The organism is Pseudarthrobacter sp. ATCC 49987, assembly GCF_009928425.1.
GTDB lineage: Bacteria > Actinomycetota > Actinomycetes > Actinomycetales > Micrococcaceae > Arthrobacter.
Genome location: NZ_JAABNS010000001.1, coordinates 3919635 through 3937871 on the forward strand (window position 1 = coordinate 3919635; position 18237 = coordinate 3937871).

17 protein-coding genes are annotated in these 18237 nt (G+C 66.9%); 11 read left to right on the forward strand and 6 right to left on the reverse strand.

The genetic code is table 11. From position 1 onward, the window contains the following. Positions 1–81 precede the first annotated feature (81 nt). Positions 82–855, forward strand: a complete 774-nt coding sequence (locus tag GXK59_RS18185; RefSeq protein ID WP_202129161.1) for a 1,6-dihydroxycyclohexa-2,4-diene-1-carboxylate dehydrogenase — start codon at positions 82–84, stop codon at positions 853–855. A 37-nt stretch (positions 856–892) separates the two neighbouring features. Further along, the gene (locus GXK59_RS18190; RefSeq protein ID WP_237393948.1) at positions 893–1477 is read left to right on the forward strand and encodes a flavin reductase family protein; all 585 of its coding nucleotides are present in this window, start codon (positions 893–895) and stop codon (positions 1475–1477) included. 181 nt (positions 1478–1658) lie between these two features. On the opposite strand, the gene GXK59_RS18195 is transcribed toward GXK59_RS18190, so the two are convergent. Next, on the reverse strand, positions 1659–1997 hold the full coding sequence (locus tag GXK59_RS18195; protein WP_160668761.1) for a hypothetical protein: 339 nt from the start codon (positions 1995–1997) through the stop codon (positions 1659–1661). 219 nt (positions 1998–2216) lie between these two features. Here GXK59_RS18195 and GXK59_RS18200 point away from each other — a divergent pair, with 219 nt between their 5' ends. Together GXK59_RS18200 and GXK59_RS18205 are read left to right on the forward strand one after the other, a co-directional pair. Next, positions 2217–3815 carry an AMP-binding protein gene (locus GXK59_RS18200; protein WP_160668762.1) on the forward strand — a complete coding sequence of 533 codons (1599 nt, stop codon included), beginning with the start codon at positions 2217–2219 and terminating at the stop codon, positions 3813–3815. Between the two features lie 233 nt (positions 3816–4048). Then, positions 4049–4306 (forward strand): YegP family protein, encoded by a 258-nt coding sequence (locus GXK59_RS18205; RefSeq protein WP_160668763.1) that lies wholly within the window; start codon positions 4049–4051, stop codon positions 4304–4306. Positions 4307–4437: 131 nt separating this feature from the next. Here the strand turns inward: GXK59_RS18205 and GXK59_RS18210 are convergent, their stop codons facing one another. The 3 genes from GXK59_RS18210 to GXK59_RS18220 form a co-directional block, all read right to left on the reverse strand. Next, a complete protein-coding gene (locus GXK59_RS18210) occupies positions 4438–4869 on the reverse strand; it encodes a universal stress protein (RefSeq protein ID WP_160668764.1) in 432 nt (143 codons plus the stop codon). Between the two features lie 88 nt (positions 4870–4957). After that, the gene (locus GXK59_RS18215; protein WP_160668765.1) at positions 4958–6250 is read right to left on the reverse strand and encodes an aminotransferase-like domain-containing protein; all 1293 of its coding nucleotides are present in this window, start codon (positions 6248–6250) and stop codon (positions 4958–4960) included. A 141-nt stretch (positions 6251–6391) separates the two neighbouring features. Further along, the gene (locus GXK59_RS18220) at positions 6392–6955 is read right to left on the reverse strand and encodes an NAD(P)H-dependent oxidoreductase (RefSeq protein ID WP_160668766.1); all 564 of its coding nucleotides are present in this window, start codon (positions 6953–6955) and stop codon (positions 6392–6394) included. Positions 6956–7080: 125 nt separating this feature from the next. Between GXK59_RS18220 and GXK59_RS18225 the strand changes: the two genes are divergently transcribed. From GXK59_RS18225 to GXK59_RS18250, 6 genes are all read left to right on the forward strand, one after another. Further along, positions 7081–7677, forward strand: a complete 597-nt coding sequence (locus GXK59_RS18225) for a TetR/AcrR family transcriptional regulator (RefSeq protein ID WP_202129162.1) — start codon at positions 7081–7083, stop codon at positions 7675–7677. A 362-nt stretch (positions 7678–8039) separates the two neighbouring features. After that, positions 8040–9026, forward strand: coding sequence for an ABC transporter permease (locus GXK59_RS18230; RefSeq protein ID WP_160668767.1), 987 nt, complete (start codon positions 8040–8042; stop codon positions 9024–9026). A gap of 2 nt (positions 9027–9028) precedes the next feature. Next, entirely contained in the window at positions 9029–9994 is a 966-nt protein-coding gene (locus tag GXK59_RS18235) for an ABC transporter permease (RefSeq protein WP_160668768.1), read from the forward strand. Then, a complete protein-coding gene (locus GXK59_RS18240; RefSeq protein WP_160668769.1) occupies positions 9991–12264 on the forward strand; it encodes an ABC transporter ATP-binding protein in 2274 nt (757 codons plus the stop codon). The genes GXK59_RS18235 and GXK59_RS18240 overlap by 4 nt, the downstream gene beginning before the upstream one ends. Positions 12265–12318: 54 nt before the next feature. After that, on the forward strand, positions 12319–14031 hold the full coding sequence (locus GXK59_RS18245) for an ABC transporter family substrate-binding protein (protein WP_160668770.1): 1713 nt from the start codon (positions 12319–12321) through the stop codon (positions 14029–14031). 138 nt (positions 14032–14169) lie between these two features. Further along, complete coding sequence (locus GXK59_RS18250; RefSeq protein ID WP_160668771.1) at positions 14170–15225, forward strand: Gfo/Idh/MocA family protein; 1056 nt, start codon at positions 14170–14172, stop codon at positions 15223–15225. 82 nt (positions 15226–15307) lie between these two features. On the opposite strand, the gene ald is transcribed toward GXK59_RS18250, so the two are convergent. Continuing rightward, on the reverse strand, positions 15308–16426 hold the full coding sequence (gene ald, locus GXK59_RS18255) for an alanine dehydrogenase (RefSeq protein WP_160668772.1): 1119 nt from the start codon (positions 16424–16426) through the stop codon (positions 15308–15310). Between the two features lie 247 nt (positions 16427–16673). On the opposite strand from ald, the gene GXK59_RS18260 reads away from it, so the two are divergent. Then, positions 16674–17891: a PucR family transcriptional regulator gene (locus GXK59_RS18260; protein ID WP_160668773.1), complete on the forward strand. Its 1218-nt coding sequence runs from the start codon at positions 16674–16676 to the stop codon at positions 17889–17891. A gap of 19 nt (positions 17892–17910) precedes the next feature. Here GXK59_RS18260 and GXK59_RS18265 read toward each other — a convergent pair whose 3' ends face one another. Further along, entirely contained in the window at positions 17911–18195 is a 285-nt protein-coding gene (locus GXK59_RS18265) for a hypothetical protein (protein ID WP_160668774.1), read from the reverse strand. Between the last annotated feature and the right edge of the window lie 42 nt (positions 18196–18237).

Below are 18237 nucleotides of genomic sequence, written 5' to 3' on the forward strand. Positions count from 1 at the left end.
TGCGGCGGGCACATGCCAGTTACCGGAGTGGCCGTAACGGCTGAAAATCCCAGTAAGAGCAGCAAGAAAGGGCGCATAGCAATGCGTTTTACCGACAAGGTTGTTGTAGTGACAGGCGCCGCCCAAGGGATTGGCGCCGTCGTCGCCCGTAAGATTGCCGCCGAGGGCGGCAGCGTTGTGTTGGCGGACCGGTCGGAGCTGGTCATTGAAGTGTGTGACGAGCTGACGGCCGGTGGTGCGCCTGCACGGTATTTCCTTTGCGATCTGGAAACTTATGCGGGCGCCGCGACCCTGATGGCCTACGCGGTGGAGGCGTTCGGACGGATCGACATCCTGATCAACAATGTTGGCGGTACGATCTGGGCCAAGCCCTACGAGCACTATCAGGAGGACGAAATCGAGGCCGAAGTGCGGCGCTCCCTTTTCCCCACACTGTGGTGCTGCCGTGCCGTGCTGCCGCATATGATCGAGCGGTCGGCCGGGGTCATCGTGAACGTCTCCTCGATTGCCACGCGCAGCATCAACCGCGTGCCCTACGCGGCGGCGAAGGGTGGGGTCAACGCACTGACCGCGTCGCTGGCGTTTGAGGCTGCTTCGAACGGCATCCGAGTAGTGGCGACCGCACCCGGCGGCACAGCGGCCCCGCCGCGAAAGGTACCCCGCAATCCCAACGCGCAGTCTGCCCAGGAAGCGATGTGGTATCAGCAGATCGTGGACCAGACCACCGAAAGCACCCTGTTCAAACGGTACGGCACGCTTGACGAGCAAGCCGCCCCGATCCTGTTCATGGCCTCTGACGACGCCGGTTACATCACTGGTGTTGTCCTGCCGGTGGGCGGAGGGGACCTCGGATAGCTCAGCCGCCTCGAACCCCAGCAGAAAGGAGCATTCGTTGACTCAGGAAGTCATGGGGGCCCCTGACACACGCGAACTGCGCCACGCCTTCGGGACGTTCGCCACCGGTGTCACGGTGGTCACCACCCGGACGGACGACGGCGTTCCGCACGGCGCCACGGTCAATTCCTTCGCCGCAGTATCCCTCGACCCGCCGCTTGCCCTGGTCACCCTGACGCGGGCGTCGCGTGCCGCCAGGTATCTGGAAGGTGCTCCATTCGCCATCAACATCCTTTCCCTCGGACAAATGGATGTGGCCCTGCACTTCGCTGGCAAGGTTCTCGACGCGGAACCGGAATGGTCTCTGGCCGGCAGTGTCCCGGTGCTGTCCGGGAACGCTGCCACGCTTGAGTGCCGGCCGTGGAACATCTACGACGGCGGCGACCACATCATTGTTGTCGGCGAGGTCATCGCCACGGACATCACCAAGCGGGAACCGCTCGTGTTCTGCGGCGGTGAGTTCCACACGATGGGACGCCGCGTCGAAGGGGCACAGTGGGATCCCTCCGGAGATGTTCCCGAATCGGGGTGGTTCGCGGGGTCCAGCTCCTTCAAGCCGCTCCCTGCGCCAAAGCCCCTCTAGCCTGCCCGGTCATGCCGGGCGTCACGGTCCTGGGGACGTTCCCGCCCAGTTGTTAATGCCCGGGCCGCCCTGAGCCCGCGGGATCCCCCGGTTTGCCGGGGCAGAAACGGGCTCCGGCCCCCAGCAACTGGGCTGGAGCGCCGCAACCGGAAAGCCCCGGCGGACGCAGTGCGCTGCGGGACTAGGTGCCCGGGTAAGTGGACAGTAACGCGGTCAGGCCCGGATCTCCGCTGATCCCGGCCAGGGCCACAGTGGCGGCGACCACCACGCCGGCGAAGCCAGAGGTGCACGCGGCCACCACAGCGAAGAACTTCCAGTCGTCGCGGAGGACACTCCGGACGGTCTCGGGCATGCGGAGCCCCGGGGAGATCATGTTGGGTGCGCTGTCCGTGGAGCCGTCGTCCAGGTATGCGATGACCCGGCCGGCCTGGCGGTCCACGCGCATGGTGCTGATGTGGTTGCCGTGCCGGGCCAGGAGAATGTCGTGGCCAACGAGCTGGCGGCGCTGAAGAGCAGGCATTTCATCCCTGAGGTGTGTGAAAAGTTGGATGTCCACGCCAGTGGGGGCAGTTCCAATTTTATCGGCCGCCCACTGCTGCGGCGGGCCGGAATCCGCGTGAGGCTGCCCACTGGGCCTGGTGACGCGGCTCAACCCGGGTCCTGTCCAGGACGGGCTGGCGGCACTAGAGTGGCACCAGCCGCCGCCGGCCAGGCGGACGCGGATCAAAGGAGATGTTGCGTGTTCTCGAGCCCGTTCCCCGATGTGGAAATTCCCGACGTAAGCCTGTACGAGTACCTCTTTGGTGGCCTGGAGGAGGCCGACCTGGACCGGATCGCCCTCGTCGACGGTGTGAGCGGCGCGGAGACGGACTACCGGACACTCGTGGCCCAGATCGATGCCCTGGCCGGAGCCGTCGCGGCCCAGGGCCTGGGCGTCCACGGCGTCGCGGCGATCCTGTGCCCGAACGTCCCGGCCTTCGCCGCCGTCTTCCACGGGCTGCTGCGGGCCGGCGCGACCGTCACCACCGTCAACTCCCTGTACACGGCAGACGAGATCGCCCTCCAGCTGGCCGACGCCGGCGCGCAGTGGATGTTCACCGTCTCCGCCTTGCTCCCCGCCGCCCGGGAAGCCGCCGCCCGGGCCGGAATCCCGGCCGACCGGCTGGTCGTCCTCGACGGCGCCGACGGGCACCCCTCGCTGCGGGACCTGCTGACCACCGGCGCCCCGGCGCCGGAGGTCAGCTTCGATTCCGCCACCCACGTGGCCGTGCTGCCGTACTCCTCCGGGACCACAGGCCGGCCCAAGGGCGTTATGCTCAGCCACCGGAACCTGATCGCGAACGCCGAGCAGTCCCGCGGCCTGCTCAAGGTCACTCCGGAGGACCGCCTGCTGGCGCTGCTGCCGTTCTTCCACATCTACGGGCTGACCGTCCTGCTGAACCTGGCGCTGCGGCAGCGGGCGTGCCTGGTCACGATGCCGAAGTTTGAGCTGGCCGAGTTCCTGCGGATCATCCAGGACGAGAAATGCAGCTACCTGTTCATCGCTCCGCCGGTGGCCGTCGCCCTGTCCAAGCACCCGATGGTTGCCGACTACGATCTCAGTTCCGTGCACACCACACTGTCCGGTGCTGCCCCGCTCGACGGCGAGCTCGGCACCAAGCTCGCCGAACGCCTTGGCTGCCGGGTGCTGCAGGGTTACGGCATGACCGAGATGAGCCCCGTGTCCCACCTGATCCCGGTGGATGCCACCGACGTGCCCGTCAGCTCGGTCGGCTACACCGTCCCGAACATGGACTGCCGCCTGGTGGATCCGGCCACGGGGGAGGAGATTGACGTCCCGCCGGAAGGCGTCAGCGCACCCGGGCACCTGCTGTGCCGCGGACCGAACGTCATGCTCGGCTACCTCAACCGGCCCGGGGAAACGGCGGACACCCTCGACTCCGACGGCTTCCTGCATACCGGGGACATTGCCACCGTACGGGCCGACGGCGTCGTCACGATCGTGGACCGGCTCAAGGAACTGATCAAATACAAGGGCTACCAGATCGCGCCGGCGGAACTTGAGGCGCTGCTTCTCGCCCACCCCGGCATCGCGGATGCCGCGGTGATCGGAACGACCGACGCCGACGGGCAGGAAGTGCCGATGGCCTTTGTGGTGCGCCAGCCCGGGGACGAGGGCGTGCGGCTCGACGAGGCCGCGGTCATGGACTACGTGGCGGCCAAGGTGGCGCCGTTCAAGAAGATCCGCCGGGTCGAGTTCATCGACGCCGTGCCGAAGTCCTCCTCCGGCAAGATCCTGCGCAGGATGCTCAAGACGGCAGGGGCAGCCGCCGGGTAGGCCCGGGAACACGCGGGCCCTGGACCCCGGGAGGGAGGCGTGCAGCAGCCAAATCGATGCAGCGGACGACGATTGTGACGCAGCGAATCCCGTGCGACAGCCCAAGGCGTTACAGTCAGGAGCAGGTCAGGACGCGGCCATAGGAACCTCATCGTGGAGCAACCATGCCAGAGTCTTACCCCGTCGTCTCTTCCGTCGCTAAACGCGCACACGCGATTCGGAGCGTCCCGCCTGTGGCGGCGCCGCCCGGGCCCTCCGCCGTCCAGCCCGGGGAAGTCAGCCGCCCCTCAGGGCCAGGCAAGTTTGAACTCGTCCGTGCCGACGGGGGCGGGTTCCTCATCCGCATTCTTGACGGGACCGGGGCCGTACCAGCGCTCTCCGGCTCCTACCAGGACATCGCGGCGGCGGTGAGAGGTGTCGAGGTCGTGCGGGAATGCGCCGCCACCGCCCATATCTCGGACCAGACGGCCCAGGCGCCACCGCTGCCGTAACGAAGCCGCCACGGCCGACGCCACGGGATGCCATGGCCCGTGGCTGCCGATCACCATTGGGGGTGACCGGATGCCGCCCTCGGTGCCAGGGAACTCCCGCAACTGCCAGCGCAAACGGCCGTGGCACGTGCCTAGTCGGAGGCGTCGGTCTTCGCGATGTAGACGTCGCAGGGTGCGTTGTGGGCCACGGAGTTGGCAACGCTTCCGAGCACGCGGCCCAGCCCCTGCATCCGCCGGTTGCCGACCACGATCAGCTGGGCCCCGGTGCGGGCGGCTTCGTCGATCAGGGCCTCGGCCGGCTTCCCGCGGGCAGCGGCATAGGTAACGTTGACGGCGGGCGTGCGGAGGCTATCGGCGACGCCGCGGGCGACCTTTTCGGCGTCGCCCGCGTCGGAGACGATCCACTTGTCGCTGCCGCTGACGTAGACCTCGGTCCTGTCGCTGTCGAACGCGCTGACCACATGCAGCGTGGCCCCGAGCGAGGCGGCCAGGTCAAGCGCGGTGTGCGCGGCTTTCAGGGCAGTCTCGCTGCCATCGACGCCGACAACAATAATTCCGGTCATGAATGCTCCTTGAGGTCAATGAACGTCTGCGGCCATGCGCCATTGGTTCAGGCTACCGCGCCGGTTCAGGCTACCGCGCCGGTTCAGGCTACCGCGCCGCGATGGCTTCCCGCAGGACCGGGGCCAGCCTGCGGACTCCTTCGCGGATGGACTCCGGCGGAACAGCGCTGAAAGCCAGCCGGATCTTGTTCGACGGTTCATCGGAATGTGTAAATGCCGCGCCCGGAATGAAGACCACCCCTGCATCGATTGCCTTCTTCAACAGCGGGTAGGTGTCCACGCCCTCGGGCAGTGTGACCCAGACGAAGAAGCCACCCTCGGGACGGGTCCAACTCAGGCCCGGCGGCATGTACTCGTCGAGGGCGGCCAGCATCGCATTGCAGCGCTCCTGGTACAGGCCCCGGTAGGTCTCGATTTGGCCGCGCCAGTCGTAGTCCCGGAGGTAGGCGGAGATCAGCATCTGGTTGAGGGTCGGCGGGCAGAGGGTGACAGCCTCCGACGCCAGGTAATAGCGGCGCTGGAGGTGCGCCGGGACGAGGGCCCAGCCGATCCGCAGTCCCGGGGCGAAGATTTTCGAGAAGGACCCCATGTAGATCACGTCGTCCGCGTTGGCGGCCCGCAGCGGGGTGAGCGGCTTGCCGTCAAACCGGAGCAGTCCGTATGGGTTGTCCTCCAGGACCAAAATATTCGCATTGCGACATATATCGACGACCTGCTGCCGCCGTTCCGTCGACAGCGTAATGCCGGAAGGGTTGTTGAAGCTGGGGATTGTGTACAGGAACTTGATGTTCTTCCCTGCTGTCTGCAGGGCCGCAATCTTGGCCGCGAGGAGGTCCGGGATGATGCCGTCCGCGTCCATCGGCACCGTGGCGACCTCGACCTGGTAGGCCTCAAAGGTGTTGAGGGCGCCCACATAGGTGGGGTCCTCGACGAGCACGACGTCGCCGGGGTTGCAGAAAACCTTGGTCGCAACGTCCTGGGCTGACTGGGAACCCGCGGTGATGACGACGTTCTCGGGTCTGGCGTCCAGGATTCCTTCCGCGGCCATGACCTCGCAGATCTGCGTGCGGAGCTCCTCGGTGCCCTGTCCGCCACCGTACTGCAGCGCGGCCATTCCCTGTTCGGCGATGATCTTCGCGGCGGTCTGGCCGAGCCGTTCCAGCGGCAGCGACTGAAGGTACGGGCTTCCGCCGGCCAGCGAGACGAGGCCGGGGCGCATCGAGATGTCGAAGACATCGCGGACGGCCGATTGCTTGATATTTGCTGCGCGCTCCGAGAACAGTTCCTCGTGGCGGTGGGCGGACGTAGCCGCACGTTCGATTGCGTCAATTGCCTCGGCCGGAAGTACCTCTGCGGCGGCATCAAGTGTTTCGTGGGTCACATCACCCAGAATACAACCCGTGTTGTCAGATAGAAAACCTTTGTTTCCAATTCGCCTAGTCGGCGTTCGAAATCGTCTCCGAACGCAGGACACCCCCGGGCGCAGGAGGGCGACCGGGGGTGCTCGGGGTTCAGCCGGAAACTACGCTGCGGCGACCGTGCGGGATTCTTCCAGGGTGGCGAAGACAGCCTTGATCTGCTCCACGACCTCGGCGTCGTCCTTCGGGTGGACCTCCGCGAAGCGGACCATGGAGCCCGGGACGGCCAGCTTGACGTCCTCGAGGACCTGGGCGCCGGCGATGCCGACGGCCTTGCGGGCCTCGTCCTGGGCCCAGACTCCGCCGAACTGGCCGAATGCGGTGCCGACGACGGCGGTCGGCTTGCCCGAGAGGGCGCCGGCGCCGTACGGGCGGGACAGCCAGTCGATGGCGTTCTTCAGTGATGCGGGGACCGTGCCGTTGTGCTCGGGGGTAACCAGGAGCAGGGTGTCGGCGTCGTTCGCGGCGGCACGCAGGGCGGCCGCTGCGGCGGGAACCTGGCCTTCGACGTCGATGTCCTCGTTGTAGAACGGGATGTTGCCGAGGCTCTCGTGGATGAGGACCTCAACCTGCTCCGGGGCGTTCAGCTGGATGGCTTCGGCGAGCTTCTGGTTGGTGGATTCGGCGCGCAGGCTGCCGACCAGGGTGAGAACGGTGTTCTTGGGCATGGGAACTCCTAGGTGTCGCGCCGCGGATGCTCTGCGGCTGGCTGATCATGTGAGGCTGTTGCCGGCCTTCACTGATCAAAACGGACTGCGGTCCGCTTCTATTCCACGTGACTAGAATGTGCGGTGTGAGCCTAATCCCCATCCGCCCGGGCGCGGGGCCCGAACGCCGCGACGCCGCCCGGAACCGCGAGCTGCTCCTCCGGGCTGCCCGCGAGCTCGTCGAGGAGTGCGGGGCGGACGGCCTGACCATGGGCACCCTCGCGCAGCGTGCCGGCGTGGGCAAAGGGACGGTGTTCCGGCGGTTCGGCAGCAGGGCGGGGCTCATGATGGCGCTGCTGAGCGACGCCGAGGCCGAGTTCCAGGGGCGGTTTATGTTCGGCCCGCCGCCGCTGGGCCCCGGCGCTCCGGCGCTGGAGCGGCTCATCGCCTTCGGCGCGGAGCGCATCGCCTGGGTCCTGGAATTCGGCGAGCTGGCCCGGGCCGCGGACGTGTCAGCCTACAACCGGTTCGACGTGCCGGCGGCCGTGCTCTGGCACCGGCATCTGGAGATGCTGCTCCGGGAAGCTGGTGTGACCGCGGACCCCTGGCTGATGGCGACCTCGCTGAGTGCCGTCCTGGAGCCGGAGCGGATCCTGCATGCCGTCCGGGTGCACCAGATTGCCCCAGAGCGCCTCGCGGCGTCCTGGCGGGAGCTCGTCTCGCGCGTTGTGCGCGGGGCCTAGCCCCGGCCGGGCTGCTGGCCGGGCGGCATCAAATCAATTCCCCGGAATTATTCATAACGATCTGATACCTGACTCGCGGAATGCCGGGGGAGGCGACGTCCGGCGGCAGTATCCATGTGATAGTTTCCTCTGGAATGTGACCCGCAACATAGTCCACAAGGACTCGCCGAAAGGCCTGCGGGTGGCCAGATACCCGCTGGCCCAGATCCCGGATCGGCAGCGGTAACCCCCTGCCGGATGGGGACTACGGAAGGATCAAGCTGTGAATCTTGTCAAGAATCCTGCGCGCGGCGGGGCTGTTATGGCTCCCCCGGCAGCGGAGGGCACCGCAACGGCAACGGCAATCCAGAACTAGTCGTCCCATGCTCCGATACCTCGCAAAACGTGCCATCACATATGTCTTCATGATCTTCCTGACCACCACCGCCGGGTACTTCCTGGCCGTGAACACCCTGCAGCCGGCGCTGCTGGAGCAGGAACGGATCCCGCGGCCCACCCCCGAGCAGGTGGCCAACTCCTTCCGGCTGAAGGGTCTGGACCCGGAGCTCAGCGCGTGGGATCGCTACCTTGAGTGGCTCACGGCGATCGTCACCCGCTGGGATTGGGGCCGCAGTCCCAACGGCGCGTTCATCAACGCCGAATTCGGCGACCGGGTTTGGATCTCGACCCGGCTGTTCCTGGCCTCCATCGTCCTGACCTTGATCATCGGCGTCGCCCTGGGTGTGTACACGGCTGCCCGGCAGTACAAAGCCTCGGACCGGGTCATCACGTCCTACAGCTACCTCGTGTACATCGTGCCCGCGCCGATCGCCTACTTCCTGGTGCAGCTCGGTGCCATCAACGTCAACGAGACGGTGGGCGAACGCATCTTCTTCGTCACAGGCATCTCCACCCCGGGGATGGAGGGCGGCGGCTGGGCACAATTCGTCGACATGCTGGCCCACTACGCGGTGCCGACCTTCGCGATCACGATCGTCGGGTGGGGCACGTACCAGATCGCCCAGCGGCAATATCTCCTGGACAACGTCAACGCCGACTTCGTCCGGACGGCGCGGGCCAAGGGGCTGACCCGCAACCAGGCCATCAGCCGGCACGCCCTGCGGGTGTCCTTCATCCCCGTGGCGCAAAGCATCGCGTTCACCATCCCGGCCATTTTCGCCGGCGGCTTCTTCGCCGAAAAAATCTTCGCCTGGCATGGCGTCGGCTCCTGGAGCATCGACGCCATCGCCCTGCAGGACGTCAACGCCGCGACGGCGACCCTCGCCTACGGCTCCGTGATCTTCGCCATCGGCGCGATCCTCGCGGACTTCGCCACCACGCTGGTCGACCCGAGAGTGCGGGTGCAGTAAGCATGACAAACCTCAACACCGTCGACCCGGCCGCCGTCGCCGGCGAGGCGAAGATCGAACGCAACGACGTCGTCATCGCGAAGTCCTCGATCATCCTCCGCCGCTTCCTGCGCAACAAGACGGCCGTCGTCGGCCTGGTCGTCTTCCTGGCGCTGACCCTGTTCTCCTTTGTGGGCGGCTTCTTCACCAGCTGGGACAAGGAGACGATCGACCCGTTCAACATCGGCATGCCGCCGTCGGCCGAGCACCTGCTGGGCACCTCCCAGGCCGGCATCGACCTCTACGCCCTGACCGTGGAGGGCACCCGGATCTCGATCCTGATCGGCCTCGTCGTCGGCCTCGTCTCGGTGCTGATCGCCGCCGTGTACGGCTGCACCATGGCCTACTTCGGCGGGAAGGTGGACAAGGTCATGCTGTTCATCCTCGAAGCCCTGATCATGATGCCGGCCCTCCTGGTTGTCGCCGTGGCCACGAGCGGCGGCGGCAACGGCCTGCAGAAGTCCCTGCCCAGCTGGCTCCTGCTGATCATCGTCCTGCTGGTCTTCAGCTGGATGGGCACCGCACGGCTCATCCGCTCGCTCTCGATGTCCCTCATGACGCGCGACTTCGTCAAGGCGGCCCAGTACATGGGCATCCCGCCGCGGCGCATCGTCTGGCGGCACCTGGTCCCCAACATCGGCTCGCTTCTGGTCCTGGACATCACCCGCGGCATCACCGGCGCGATCCTGGCCGAGGTTGCGTTCTCCTTTATCGGCATCGGCATCAAGGTCCCGGACGTCAGTCTGGGTGTGCTGATCGGCCAGGCCACCTCGCAGGTCTCCACGTTCCCGTGGATGTTCTGGGTCCCGCTGACCGTCATGTTCCTGCTGACCGGGTCGCTCGCCATGATGAACGACGGCCTGCGCGACGCATTCGATCCCAGCTCCAGCTCCGTCGGCAGCGCCAAGAAGAAGAAGAAGACCCCATGAGCCACGAAATGACTGCCAGCCCCGGATCCGCCGGCCTCTCCGCCGCCGAGCGCCTGCACGTCGCCGGGCTGCACGCGCCAGGTGATGCCCCGGCGGACGCCGTGCTCTCCGTGCGGGACCTGAACGTCCGCTTCAATACCGAGAACGGGGTGGTGCACGCCGTCCGCGGCATCGACTTCGACCTCCGGGCCGGCAAGACGCTGGGCATCGTGGGCGAGTCCGGCTCCGGCAAGTCCGTCACCTCCATGGCCATCATGGGCCTGCTGCCCCCGACGGCGGAGATCACCGGTTCGGTCCGGCTCCTGGGCAAGGAACTGCTGGGACTCAGCGACAAGGCCATGTGCCGGTACCGCGGCAACGACATCGCGATGGTCTTCCAGGACCCGCTGTCGTCCCTGACGCCGGTCTACACGGTCGGCAACCAGATTATCGAGGCGCTTACGGTCCACAACCCGACCATGAGCAAGCAGGCCAAGGAGGCGCGCGCCGTCGAGCTTCTCGGCATGGTGGGCATCCCCAGCCCGAAGGACCGGCTCAAGGCCTTCCCGCATGAGTTCTCCGGCGGCATGCGCCAGCGCGTGATGATCGCCATCGCGATCGCCAACAACCCGCGCGTGCTGATCGCCGATGAGCCGACGACGGCGCTCGACGTCACCATCCAGGCGCAGGTCCTCGAGGTCCTCCACACCGCGCAAGAGGAAACCGGCGCCGCCGTCGTGATGATCACCCACGACCTTGGGGTCGTCGCGGGGATGGCCGACGACATCATGGTGATGTATGCCGGCAAGCTGGTGGAGACCGGCAGCGTCGACGACATCTACTACAACCCGCGGATGCCGTACACGATGGGCCTGCTGGGTGCGGTGCCGCGCGTTGACGTCGCCGAAAAGTCCTCGCTGGTGCCGATCGAGGGCATCCCGCCGAACCTCATCCACGCCCCCGACGGGTGCTCCTTCGCGCCGCGCTGCCCGCTGGCCAGCGCGGCCTGCCTGCAGGGCGAACCGGAGCTGTGGCCCGTGGCCGGGGACAATCCGGAGGGCGGCCTGCCGCACCAGGCCGCCTGCATCAAGACTGATTCCCTGGGCCTGGAGGTGGACGTCCGCGAGGTCTTCCGGGCTCCGGCCGTTCCGGTGTCGCGCTTTGACGCGATCCCGCGCGAAGAGCGCCGGACCGTGCTGGAGCTCCGGGACGTCAAGAAGCACTTCCCGCTGATGAAGGGTGCCCTGCTCAAACGCCGGATCGGCACGGTCAAGGCGGTCGACGGGCTGAACTTCGACATCCGCGAGGGCGAGTGCTTCTCCATCGTCGGCGAGTCAGGCTGCGGCAAGACCACCACCCTGCTGGAAATCATGGAGTTCCACAAGGACCAGGACGGCGAGGTGGTCATCGGCGGCCTCAGCAACAAGGAAGCCTCCGATGCCAGAACCGAGAGCGCCATGCGCAAGGAACTCCAGATGGTGTTCCAGGATCCCACGGGCGCCCTCGACCCGCGCTTCACCGTCTTTGAGGTATTGTCCGAGCCGCTCGAGAATGCGGGCATGGCCAAGCCCCGGATCCGGGAGCGGATCATGGAGCTGATGGAACTCGTGGGCCTCCAGCCGGACCACGTCAACCGCTTCCCCAACCAGTTCTCCGGCGGCCAGCGCCAGCGCATCGGCATTGCCCGCGCCCTCGCCGTGAACCCCAAACTGGTGGTCCTGGACGAGCCGGTGTCCGCCCTCGACGTGTCCGTCCAGGCCGGCGTTATCAACCTGCTGGACCAGCTCCGCGCGGAGCTCGGGCTGAGCTACCTCATGGTGGCCCACGACCTCTCCGTGGTGCGGCACATCTCCAACCGCGTGGCCGTGATGTACCTCGGGAAGATCGTGGAAATCGGGGACGTGGACAGCGTCTTCGACAACCCGTGCCACCCCTACACCCGGGCACTGCTGTCCGCGATTCCGGTCCCGGACCCTGTCCTGGAACGCACCCGGGAACGCATCATCCTGCAGGGGGATCTGCCCTCGCCGCTTGAGGCTCCGAAGGGCTGCAACTTTGCCACCCGCTGCCCGGTCTTCGCGGCTCTGCCGCCTGCGAGGCAGGAGAAATGCCTGACCCAGGAACCCGTGCTGGCAACCGTCACGGCGTCACCGGACACCGTGCGTGCCGGAGCCCCGGGCGCTACCGGCCGCCGGGCCGCCCCCGCGGCCCCCACAGACCAGCAATTCGCCTGCTTCTACCCGGACGGCGAACTGGACGCGGACATGCTCGTTGTCCACGAAGCCACCTGACCTACCAGTCACACGCATCACAACTTGCACCAAAAATGGAATGAAGGGGAACACATGAAGAATCTGACCAAGATCGGCGGCGTTACCGCCGTCGTTGCAGCGCTTGCGCTGACCGCTTGTGGCGGTGGCGGCGGCGCCGCAAAGGGTCCTGAGGCCGCCAAGGGCCAGGACGCGGGAAGTGATCTGGCCAAGCTGGTCAGCATCAACGCGAAGGACGCCAAGGACCTGCAGCCGGGCGGCACCGTCACCCTGCCGCTGGGCAACATCGGTCCGGACTTCAACGGTTTCTCCAACAACGGCAACAGCGCGGACAACACTGCCCTGCACCGCCCGATCGACGAGGCCGGCACGTGGGGCTGCTGGAATTTCGACTTCGACGGCACCGCCACGCCGAACAAGAATTTCTGCGAGGACGTCAAGAGCGAGGTCAAGGACGGCAAGCAGACCATCACCATCAAGGTGAACGAGAAGGCCAGCTACAACGACGGCACCCCGATCGACGTCAAGACCTTTGAGAACACCTGGAACATGCTCAAGGGCGAGAACAAGGACATCGACATCGTCAGCTCCGGCGCGTACGAGTTCGTTGACTCCGTCAAGGCCGGCTCCAGCGCCAAGGAGGTCGTTGTCACCACCACCCAGCCGGTCTTCCCGCTGGATGCACTCTTCACCGGCTTCGTCCACCCGGCCGTGAACACCCCGGCGATCTTCAACGAAGGCTTCACCGGCGACATGCACCCGGAGTGGATGGCCGGACCGTTCAAGCTGGACCAGTACGACAGCGCCGCCAAGACGGTCACCCTCGCCCAGAACGACAAGTGGTGGGGCGCCAAGCCGGTCCTGGAAAAAGTGGTCTTCCGCCAGCTTGAGAGCAGCGCCGCGATTGCCGCCTTCAAGAACGGTGAAATCGATGGTGTTTCCGCAAACACCATCACCCCGTACAAGCAGCTGGACGGCACCAAGGACTCCGAGATCCGCCGCGGCCAGCGCCTCTTCGCCGGTGGCCTGAACCTCAACGCCCAGAAGGCTCCGATGAGCGACGTCGCCATCCGCAAGGCGATCTTCACCGCCGTCGACCGCGAGGCACTGCGCAAGGTCCGCTTCAACGGCCTGAACTGGGAAGAAACCAGCTCCGGATCGATGATGCTGCTGCCGTTCTCCAAGTACTACCAGGACAACTACCCCGTGAAGGAAACCGGCGCCGAAGCCGCCAAGAAGGTCCTCGCCGACGCCGGCTACAAGGCCAACGCCGCTGGCGTCATGGAGAAGGACGGCGTCCCCGCCGCCTTCAAGATCAGCAACTTCGGTGACGACCCCACCACCCTGGCCTTCGCGCAGACCCTGCAGAGCCAGCTCAAGGCCGGCGGCATGGATGTTGGCATCGACCAGCGCGCTTCTGCCGATTTCGGCAAGGTCCTGGGCAGCCGCGACTTCTTTATGAGCGTCTCCGGCTACACCGTGGGCGCCGACGCGACGGACGCCGTCAAGCAGTTCTACGATTCCAAGACGAATGAGAACGAACTGGGCGACGCTGAACTGGACGCCGAGATCAAGAAGCTCTCCACCATTGCCGACAACGCCGAGCGCAACAAGGCGGCTATGGAAGTTGAAAAGAAGCACATGGAAAAGTACTTCTCCATGGGTGTTGTGATGAACGGTCCGCAGATCTCCTTCGTGCGCACCGGCCTGGCCAACTACGGCCCGTCCCTGTTCAAGAGCCTGTCCCAGGTTCCGGACTGGACCACCCTCGGCTGGGAAAAGAAGTAACCCCAACTCCCCTTCAGACGCTCCCTCACCTTTGGCAGCTTTTCGGGCGACGCTCCCTCACCTTTCGAGGGGGCGTCGCCTGAATTATTGCGAAATCTGAGGGAGCGTCGGGTGAGTGGGCGGGGGTACCGTGGAGCCATGACAACCGATTCCCCCCGGCCCATCCGCGCGGCCGTCGCCGGCTTCGGCCTCTCGGGCAGCGTCTTCCATGCCCCGCTGCTGGCGGCCGACCCCGCGTTTTCCGTCGCGGTGATCTCCACTTCCGACGCCGGCAGGCAGTCCGCCGCAGCCGCCCGGTACCCCGGCGCCCGGATCGTCGACACCCCGGCGGACATTCTGGGGCTCGCCGGCGAACTGGACCTGCTGGTCCTTGGCACTCCGCCGGCCACCCACTACCCGCTCGCGAAGGCCGCGCTGGAAGCCGGGCTCGACGTCGTCGTCGACAAGCCGTTTGCCGTGCGCAGCGCAGAAGGCGAGGAACTCATCCAGCTCGCCGCCGGGCTGGGCCGCGTGCTTACCGTCTTCCAGAACCGGCGCTGGGACGGTGACTACCTGACCGTCCGCGGCCTGCTGGAGCGCGGCGTCCTCGGCACCGTGACGCGGTTCGAATCCCGCTTCGAACGCTGGTCCCCGGACGTCGTCAAAGCCTGGAAGGCGGCCGCGACGGCGGACGACGGCGGCGGGGTCCTGTTTGACCTTGGCACCCACCTGCTGGACCAGGCCGTGCAGCTGTTTGGCCCCGCCGCGGTCACCCACGCGGAACTGGAGGCGCGGCGGCCCGGGGAGAAGGCCGACGACGACGTCTTCCTCGCCCTGCGTCACGAGTCCGGGGTGACCAGCCACCTGTGGATGAACATGCTTTGCGCCCAGCAGGGGCCGCGCTTCCGGCTCTTGGGCACCGGGGGCGGTTTCACCAAACACGGCGTGGACCCGCAGGAGCCGTTCATCGTGGCCGGCGGCAGCCCGCTGGACCCCGACTACGGGGTTGAGGACCGCGACTGGGCCGGGCTGCTGGGCCGGGACGGCCACCTGGACCGGCTGCCCACCGAACGCGGCGCCTACCCGGACTTCTACCGGATCCTGGCGGACAAGATCAACGACGGCGGGGCCGCCTCGGCGCTGCCCGTCCCGGTGGATCCGGCAGGCCCGGTGGAGGTACTGCGGCTGATCGAGCAGGCCCGCGCCCTGGCCTAAACGCAATCGACTGCTCCGAAACCGCCGTTTTGGGGGTCCAAAAGGGCGGCAACGGAGCAGTCGATGCGGCTACCAGAGGGTGTTACGCGGAGACGAGCTCGTGCCAGTCGGCGACGAGCGGAAGGTTGTGCGCCTCGGAGACCGAGCGGTGCGCAACCTTGCCGCCGGCGATGTTGAGCCCTGCGGCGAGGGCGGCGTCGCGCTCAAACGCTGCCTTGACGCCCAGGTTGGCCAGCGAGACGGCGTAGCGCAGGGTGACGTTGGTCAGCGCGTACGTGGAGGTGTTCGGCACGGCGCCCGGCATGTTGGCCACGCAGTAGAAGATCGTGTTGTGGACCTTGTACGTCGGTTCCTGGTGCGTGGTGGGGTGCGTGTCCTCGAAGCAGCCGCCCTGGTCCACCGCGATGTCGACCAGCACGGAGCCGGGCTTCATCCGCGAGACGAGCTCGTTCGTGACCAGCTTGGGGGCCTTGGCGCCCGGGATCAGCACGGAGCCGATGACGAGGTCGGCGTCGACCACGGACTTCTCGATCTCGTAGGCGTTGGAGGCCACCGTCTTCAGGCGGCCCTGGTACTGGGCATCCAGTTCGCGCAGCCGGTTGATGTTGATGTCCAGGATGGTGACGTCGGCGCCGAGGCCCAGGGCCATGGCGGCGGCGTTGGTGCCGGCAACACCGGCACCCAGGACAACCACCTTGGCCGGGCGGACACCCGGTACGCCGCCCAGCAGCACGCCCTTGCCGCCGGCCGGAGCCATCAGCGAGGTGGCGCCCACCTGGACGGACAGGCGGCCGGCAACCTCGGACATCGGGGCCAGCAGCGGCAGGCTGCGGCCCTCCTGGACGGTCTCGTAGGCGATGGCGGTGACGCCGGTGTTGATGAGTTCCTGCGTCAGCTCCGGCTCGGCCGCGAGGTGCAGGTAGGTGAAGAGGATCAGGCCCTTGCGGAAGCGGTGGTATTCGGCCTTGACCGGTTCCTTGACCTTCATGACCATATCGGCGCGGGCCCAGACGTCATCGGCGTCGGCGACGATCTCGGCGCCGGCGATGGCGTATTCCTCGTCCGTGATGCCCGAGCCCAGGCCCGCGCCGCGCTCCACCAGGACCGAGTGGCCGTGGGTGCGGAATTCGTGGACGCCGGCAGCCGTGATGGCGACGCGGAATTCATTGTTCTTGATCTCTTTGGGGACACCGATGATCATTTGTGGGCTCCAGTGCTGGTGGCCTTGTGGGCCGGGGTGAATGCGGGGAAGTCGTACTTCCAGAATAAATCCGGCTGTGAGGCAGGCGACAGGAGCCGCCGCGAGGTAATGCCAGTGGCCCGCGGAAACCCGGGCTTTTTCAAATAGCGGGCTGGACATTTGTCGAACCGGCGAGCGTCAGGTGTCGCCTGCTGTCCGCTGGCGGCCGCGTTCGCCGCGGCGCCCCGCCGCGCAGTAGTCTGGCAGGATGCAGCAGGATGTCGAACAGCTCGTGGAGCAGGTTGCCCTAAGACTGAGCCGCGGCCTCTCACTGGAGGATCTCGACGGTCAGCTGCTCGCCTACAGCTCCAACCAGTCTCACGCGGACCGGGTCCGGGTGAACTTCCTGCTCAGCAAGCGCGTCGCGCTGGACGTCAGCGCCTGGCAGCTCTCGCACGGGATCGCGACGGCGGTCCGCCCCGTCGTCGTGCCCGCCAATGAGGAGCTCGGGATGCTGGGCCGCGTCTGCGTTCCCCTGTTGGTGCGGGGTTTCCGGGTGGGGTACCTCTGGGTCCAGCTGGAAGCCGGCGAGCCGAACGCGACGTCGGTCCTCGCCCACCTGCCCGAAGTGGCCCGCGAGTTGGAGCAGCTTTCGGCCCTGCTGCTGGACTCCAATACGGCCGAATCTGAATTCCGTCGACGCCGCGAACAGGAATTCCTGGCCGCGTGCCAGGGCGAGTCCAACGCCGTCGCGGCCGTGGCCGGCTGGAAGGAAGTGCAGGGGCGCGGCCCCTGGCAGCTCGTGACGGTCCTCGACGCCGATGGCTGGGCGGAAGGCTCGGATCCGATCGCCTCTACGCTGATCCACCGCTCCGCGGCGCTGCAGGCCACCATCGGGGTGGATGCCGCGCTGTTCAGTGCCGGCACGGAGACCCACGCCGTCGTCTTGTTCAAGGAATCGACCGGGCGGGCGGACCACGCCCAGGTGCTGGTCCACTATCAGCTGGAGCTGGCCAAACGGTCCGGCCGGCCGGTCCACCGGATCATCCTCGGAACCTCGGAAGGCTTTGCGAGGCCGCGGGAACTCGCGGATGCGTACCGCCAGTCGCGGCAGGCCGCGCAGGCGGCGGCGGTGGATCCCCAGCTGGGGGAACTCGTGGACTGCCGGGCGACGGGGATCTACGAGCTGCTGGCCTCGGCCGGCGGCGGGGCGGGGGCGTGGGCGGACGCCGGCTCGGTCTATTTCCGCCTCCTGGAGGACCATGACCGGAACCAGGAGCTGTTGCCGGTGCTGGAGCTTTTTTACGACAATGACGGCTCAGTCCAGGAAGTGGCGGACAAACTGCACCTGCACCGGAGCAGTATCTACAACCGGCTGGGCCGGATCCGGCAGCTGCTGGGCGTCGATCCGCTGAAGGGGATCGTGCGGCTGGAACTCCACGCGGCGCTCAAGGCGCGGCGCTGGGCGGCCCGCCCCAGGATCTGACCCGGGGAGACTGCTGAACTCAGGTGCCGCGGCCGTCGCGTTCGGGCTGTTCGGGCTCCAGTGCGGGGCCGGGGTCGGCGCCTGCATCATCACGGTCCGCGGCGCGGGCTGCTTCCCTCGCTCCTTCACTCGCTCTCCTGCGGAGCGAAATCCGGCTGTCGATCCACATCGACACGGCCACAAACGCAACACAGCTGGCCATAAACGCAGCGGTGTTATTCAGCCCCATGGCGTTTCCGAGGATGCCGGTGAGCACCATGGCGGCAATGCCGGCCACGATGTGCCACCCTCTGAACTTACCCACAATTCAAGCGTAACCCCGGCCGTCTCCACGTTTCCGCGCAGC

Excerpts from the sequence above, each read along its gene's own strand:
- GXK59_RS18245 (WP_160668770.1), top strand. The coding sequence starts at position 12,319 with ATGAAGAATCTGACCAAGATCGGCGGCGTTACCGCCGTCGTTGCAGCG.
- GXK59_RS18260 (WP_160668773.1), top strand. The coding sequence starts at position 16,674 with ATGCAGCAGGATGTCGAACAGCTCGTGGAGCAGGTTGCCCTAAGACTG.
- GXK59_RS18240 (WP_160668769.1), top strand. The coding sequence starts at position 9,991 with ATGAGCCACGAAATGACTGCCAGCCCCGGATCCGCCGGCCTCTCCGCC.
- GXK59_RS18235 (WP_160668768.1), top strand. The coding sequence starts at position 9,029 with ATGACAAACCTCAACACCGTCGACCCGGCCGCCGTCGCCGGCGAGGCG.
- ald (WP_160668772.1), bottom strand. The coding sequence starts at position 16,426 with ATGATCATCGGTGTCCCCAAAGAGATCAAGAACAATGAATTCCGCGTC.
- GXK59_RS18195 (WP_160668761.1), bottom strand. The coding sequence starts at position 1,997 with ATGCCTGCTCTTCAGCGCCGCCAGCTCGTTGGCCACGACATTCTCCTG.
- GXK59_RS18210 (WP_160668764.1), bottom strand. The coding sequence starts at position 4,869 with ATGACCGGAATTATTGTTGTCGGCGTCGATGGCAGCGAGACTGCCCTG.
- GXK59_RS18185 (WP_202129161.1), top strand. The coding sequence starts at position 82 with ATGCGTTTTACCGACAAGGTTGTTGTAGTGACAGGCGCCGCCCAAGGG.
- GXK59_RS18220 (WP_160668766.1), bottom strand. The coding sequence starts at position 6,955 with ATGCCCAAGAACACCGTTCTCACCCTGGTCGGCAGCCTGCGCGCCGAA.
- GXK59_RS18250 (WP_160668771.1), top strand. The coding sequence starts at position 14,170 with ATGACAACCGATTCCCCCCGGCCCATCCGCGCGGCCGTCGCCGGCTTC.
- GXK59_RS18230 (WP_160668767.1), top strand. The coding sequence starts at position 8,040 with ATGCTCCGATACCTCGCAAAACGTGCCATCACATATGTCTTCATGATC.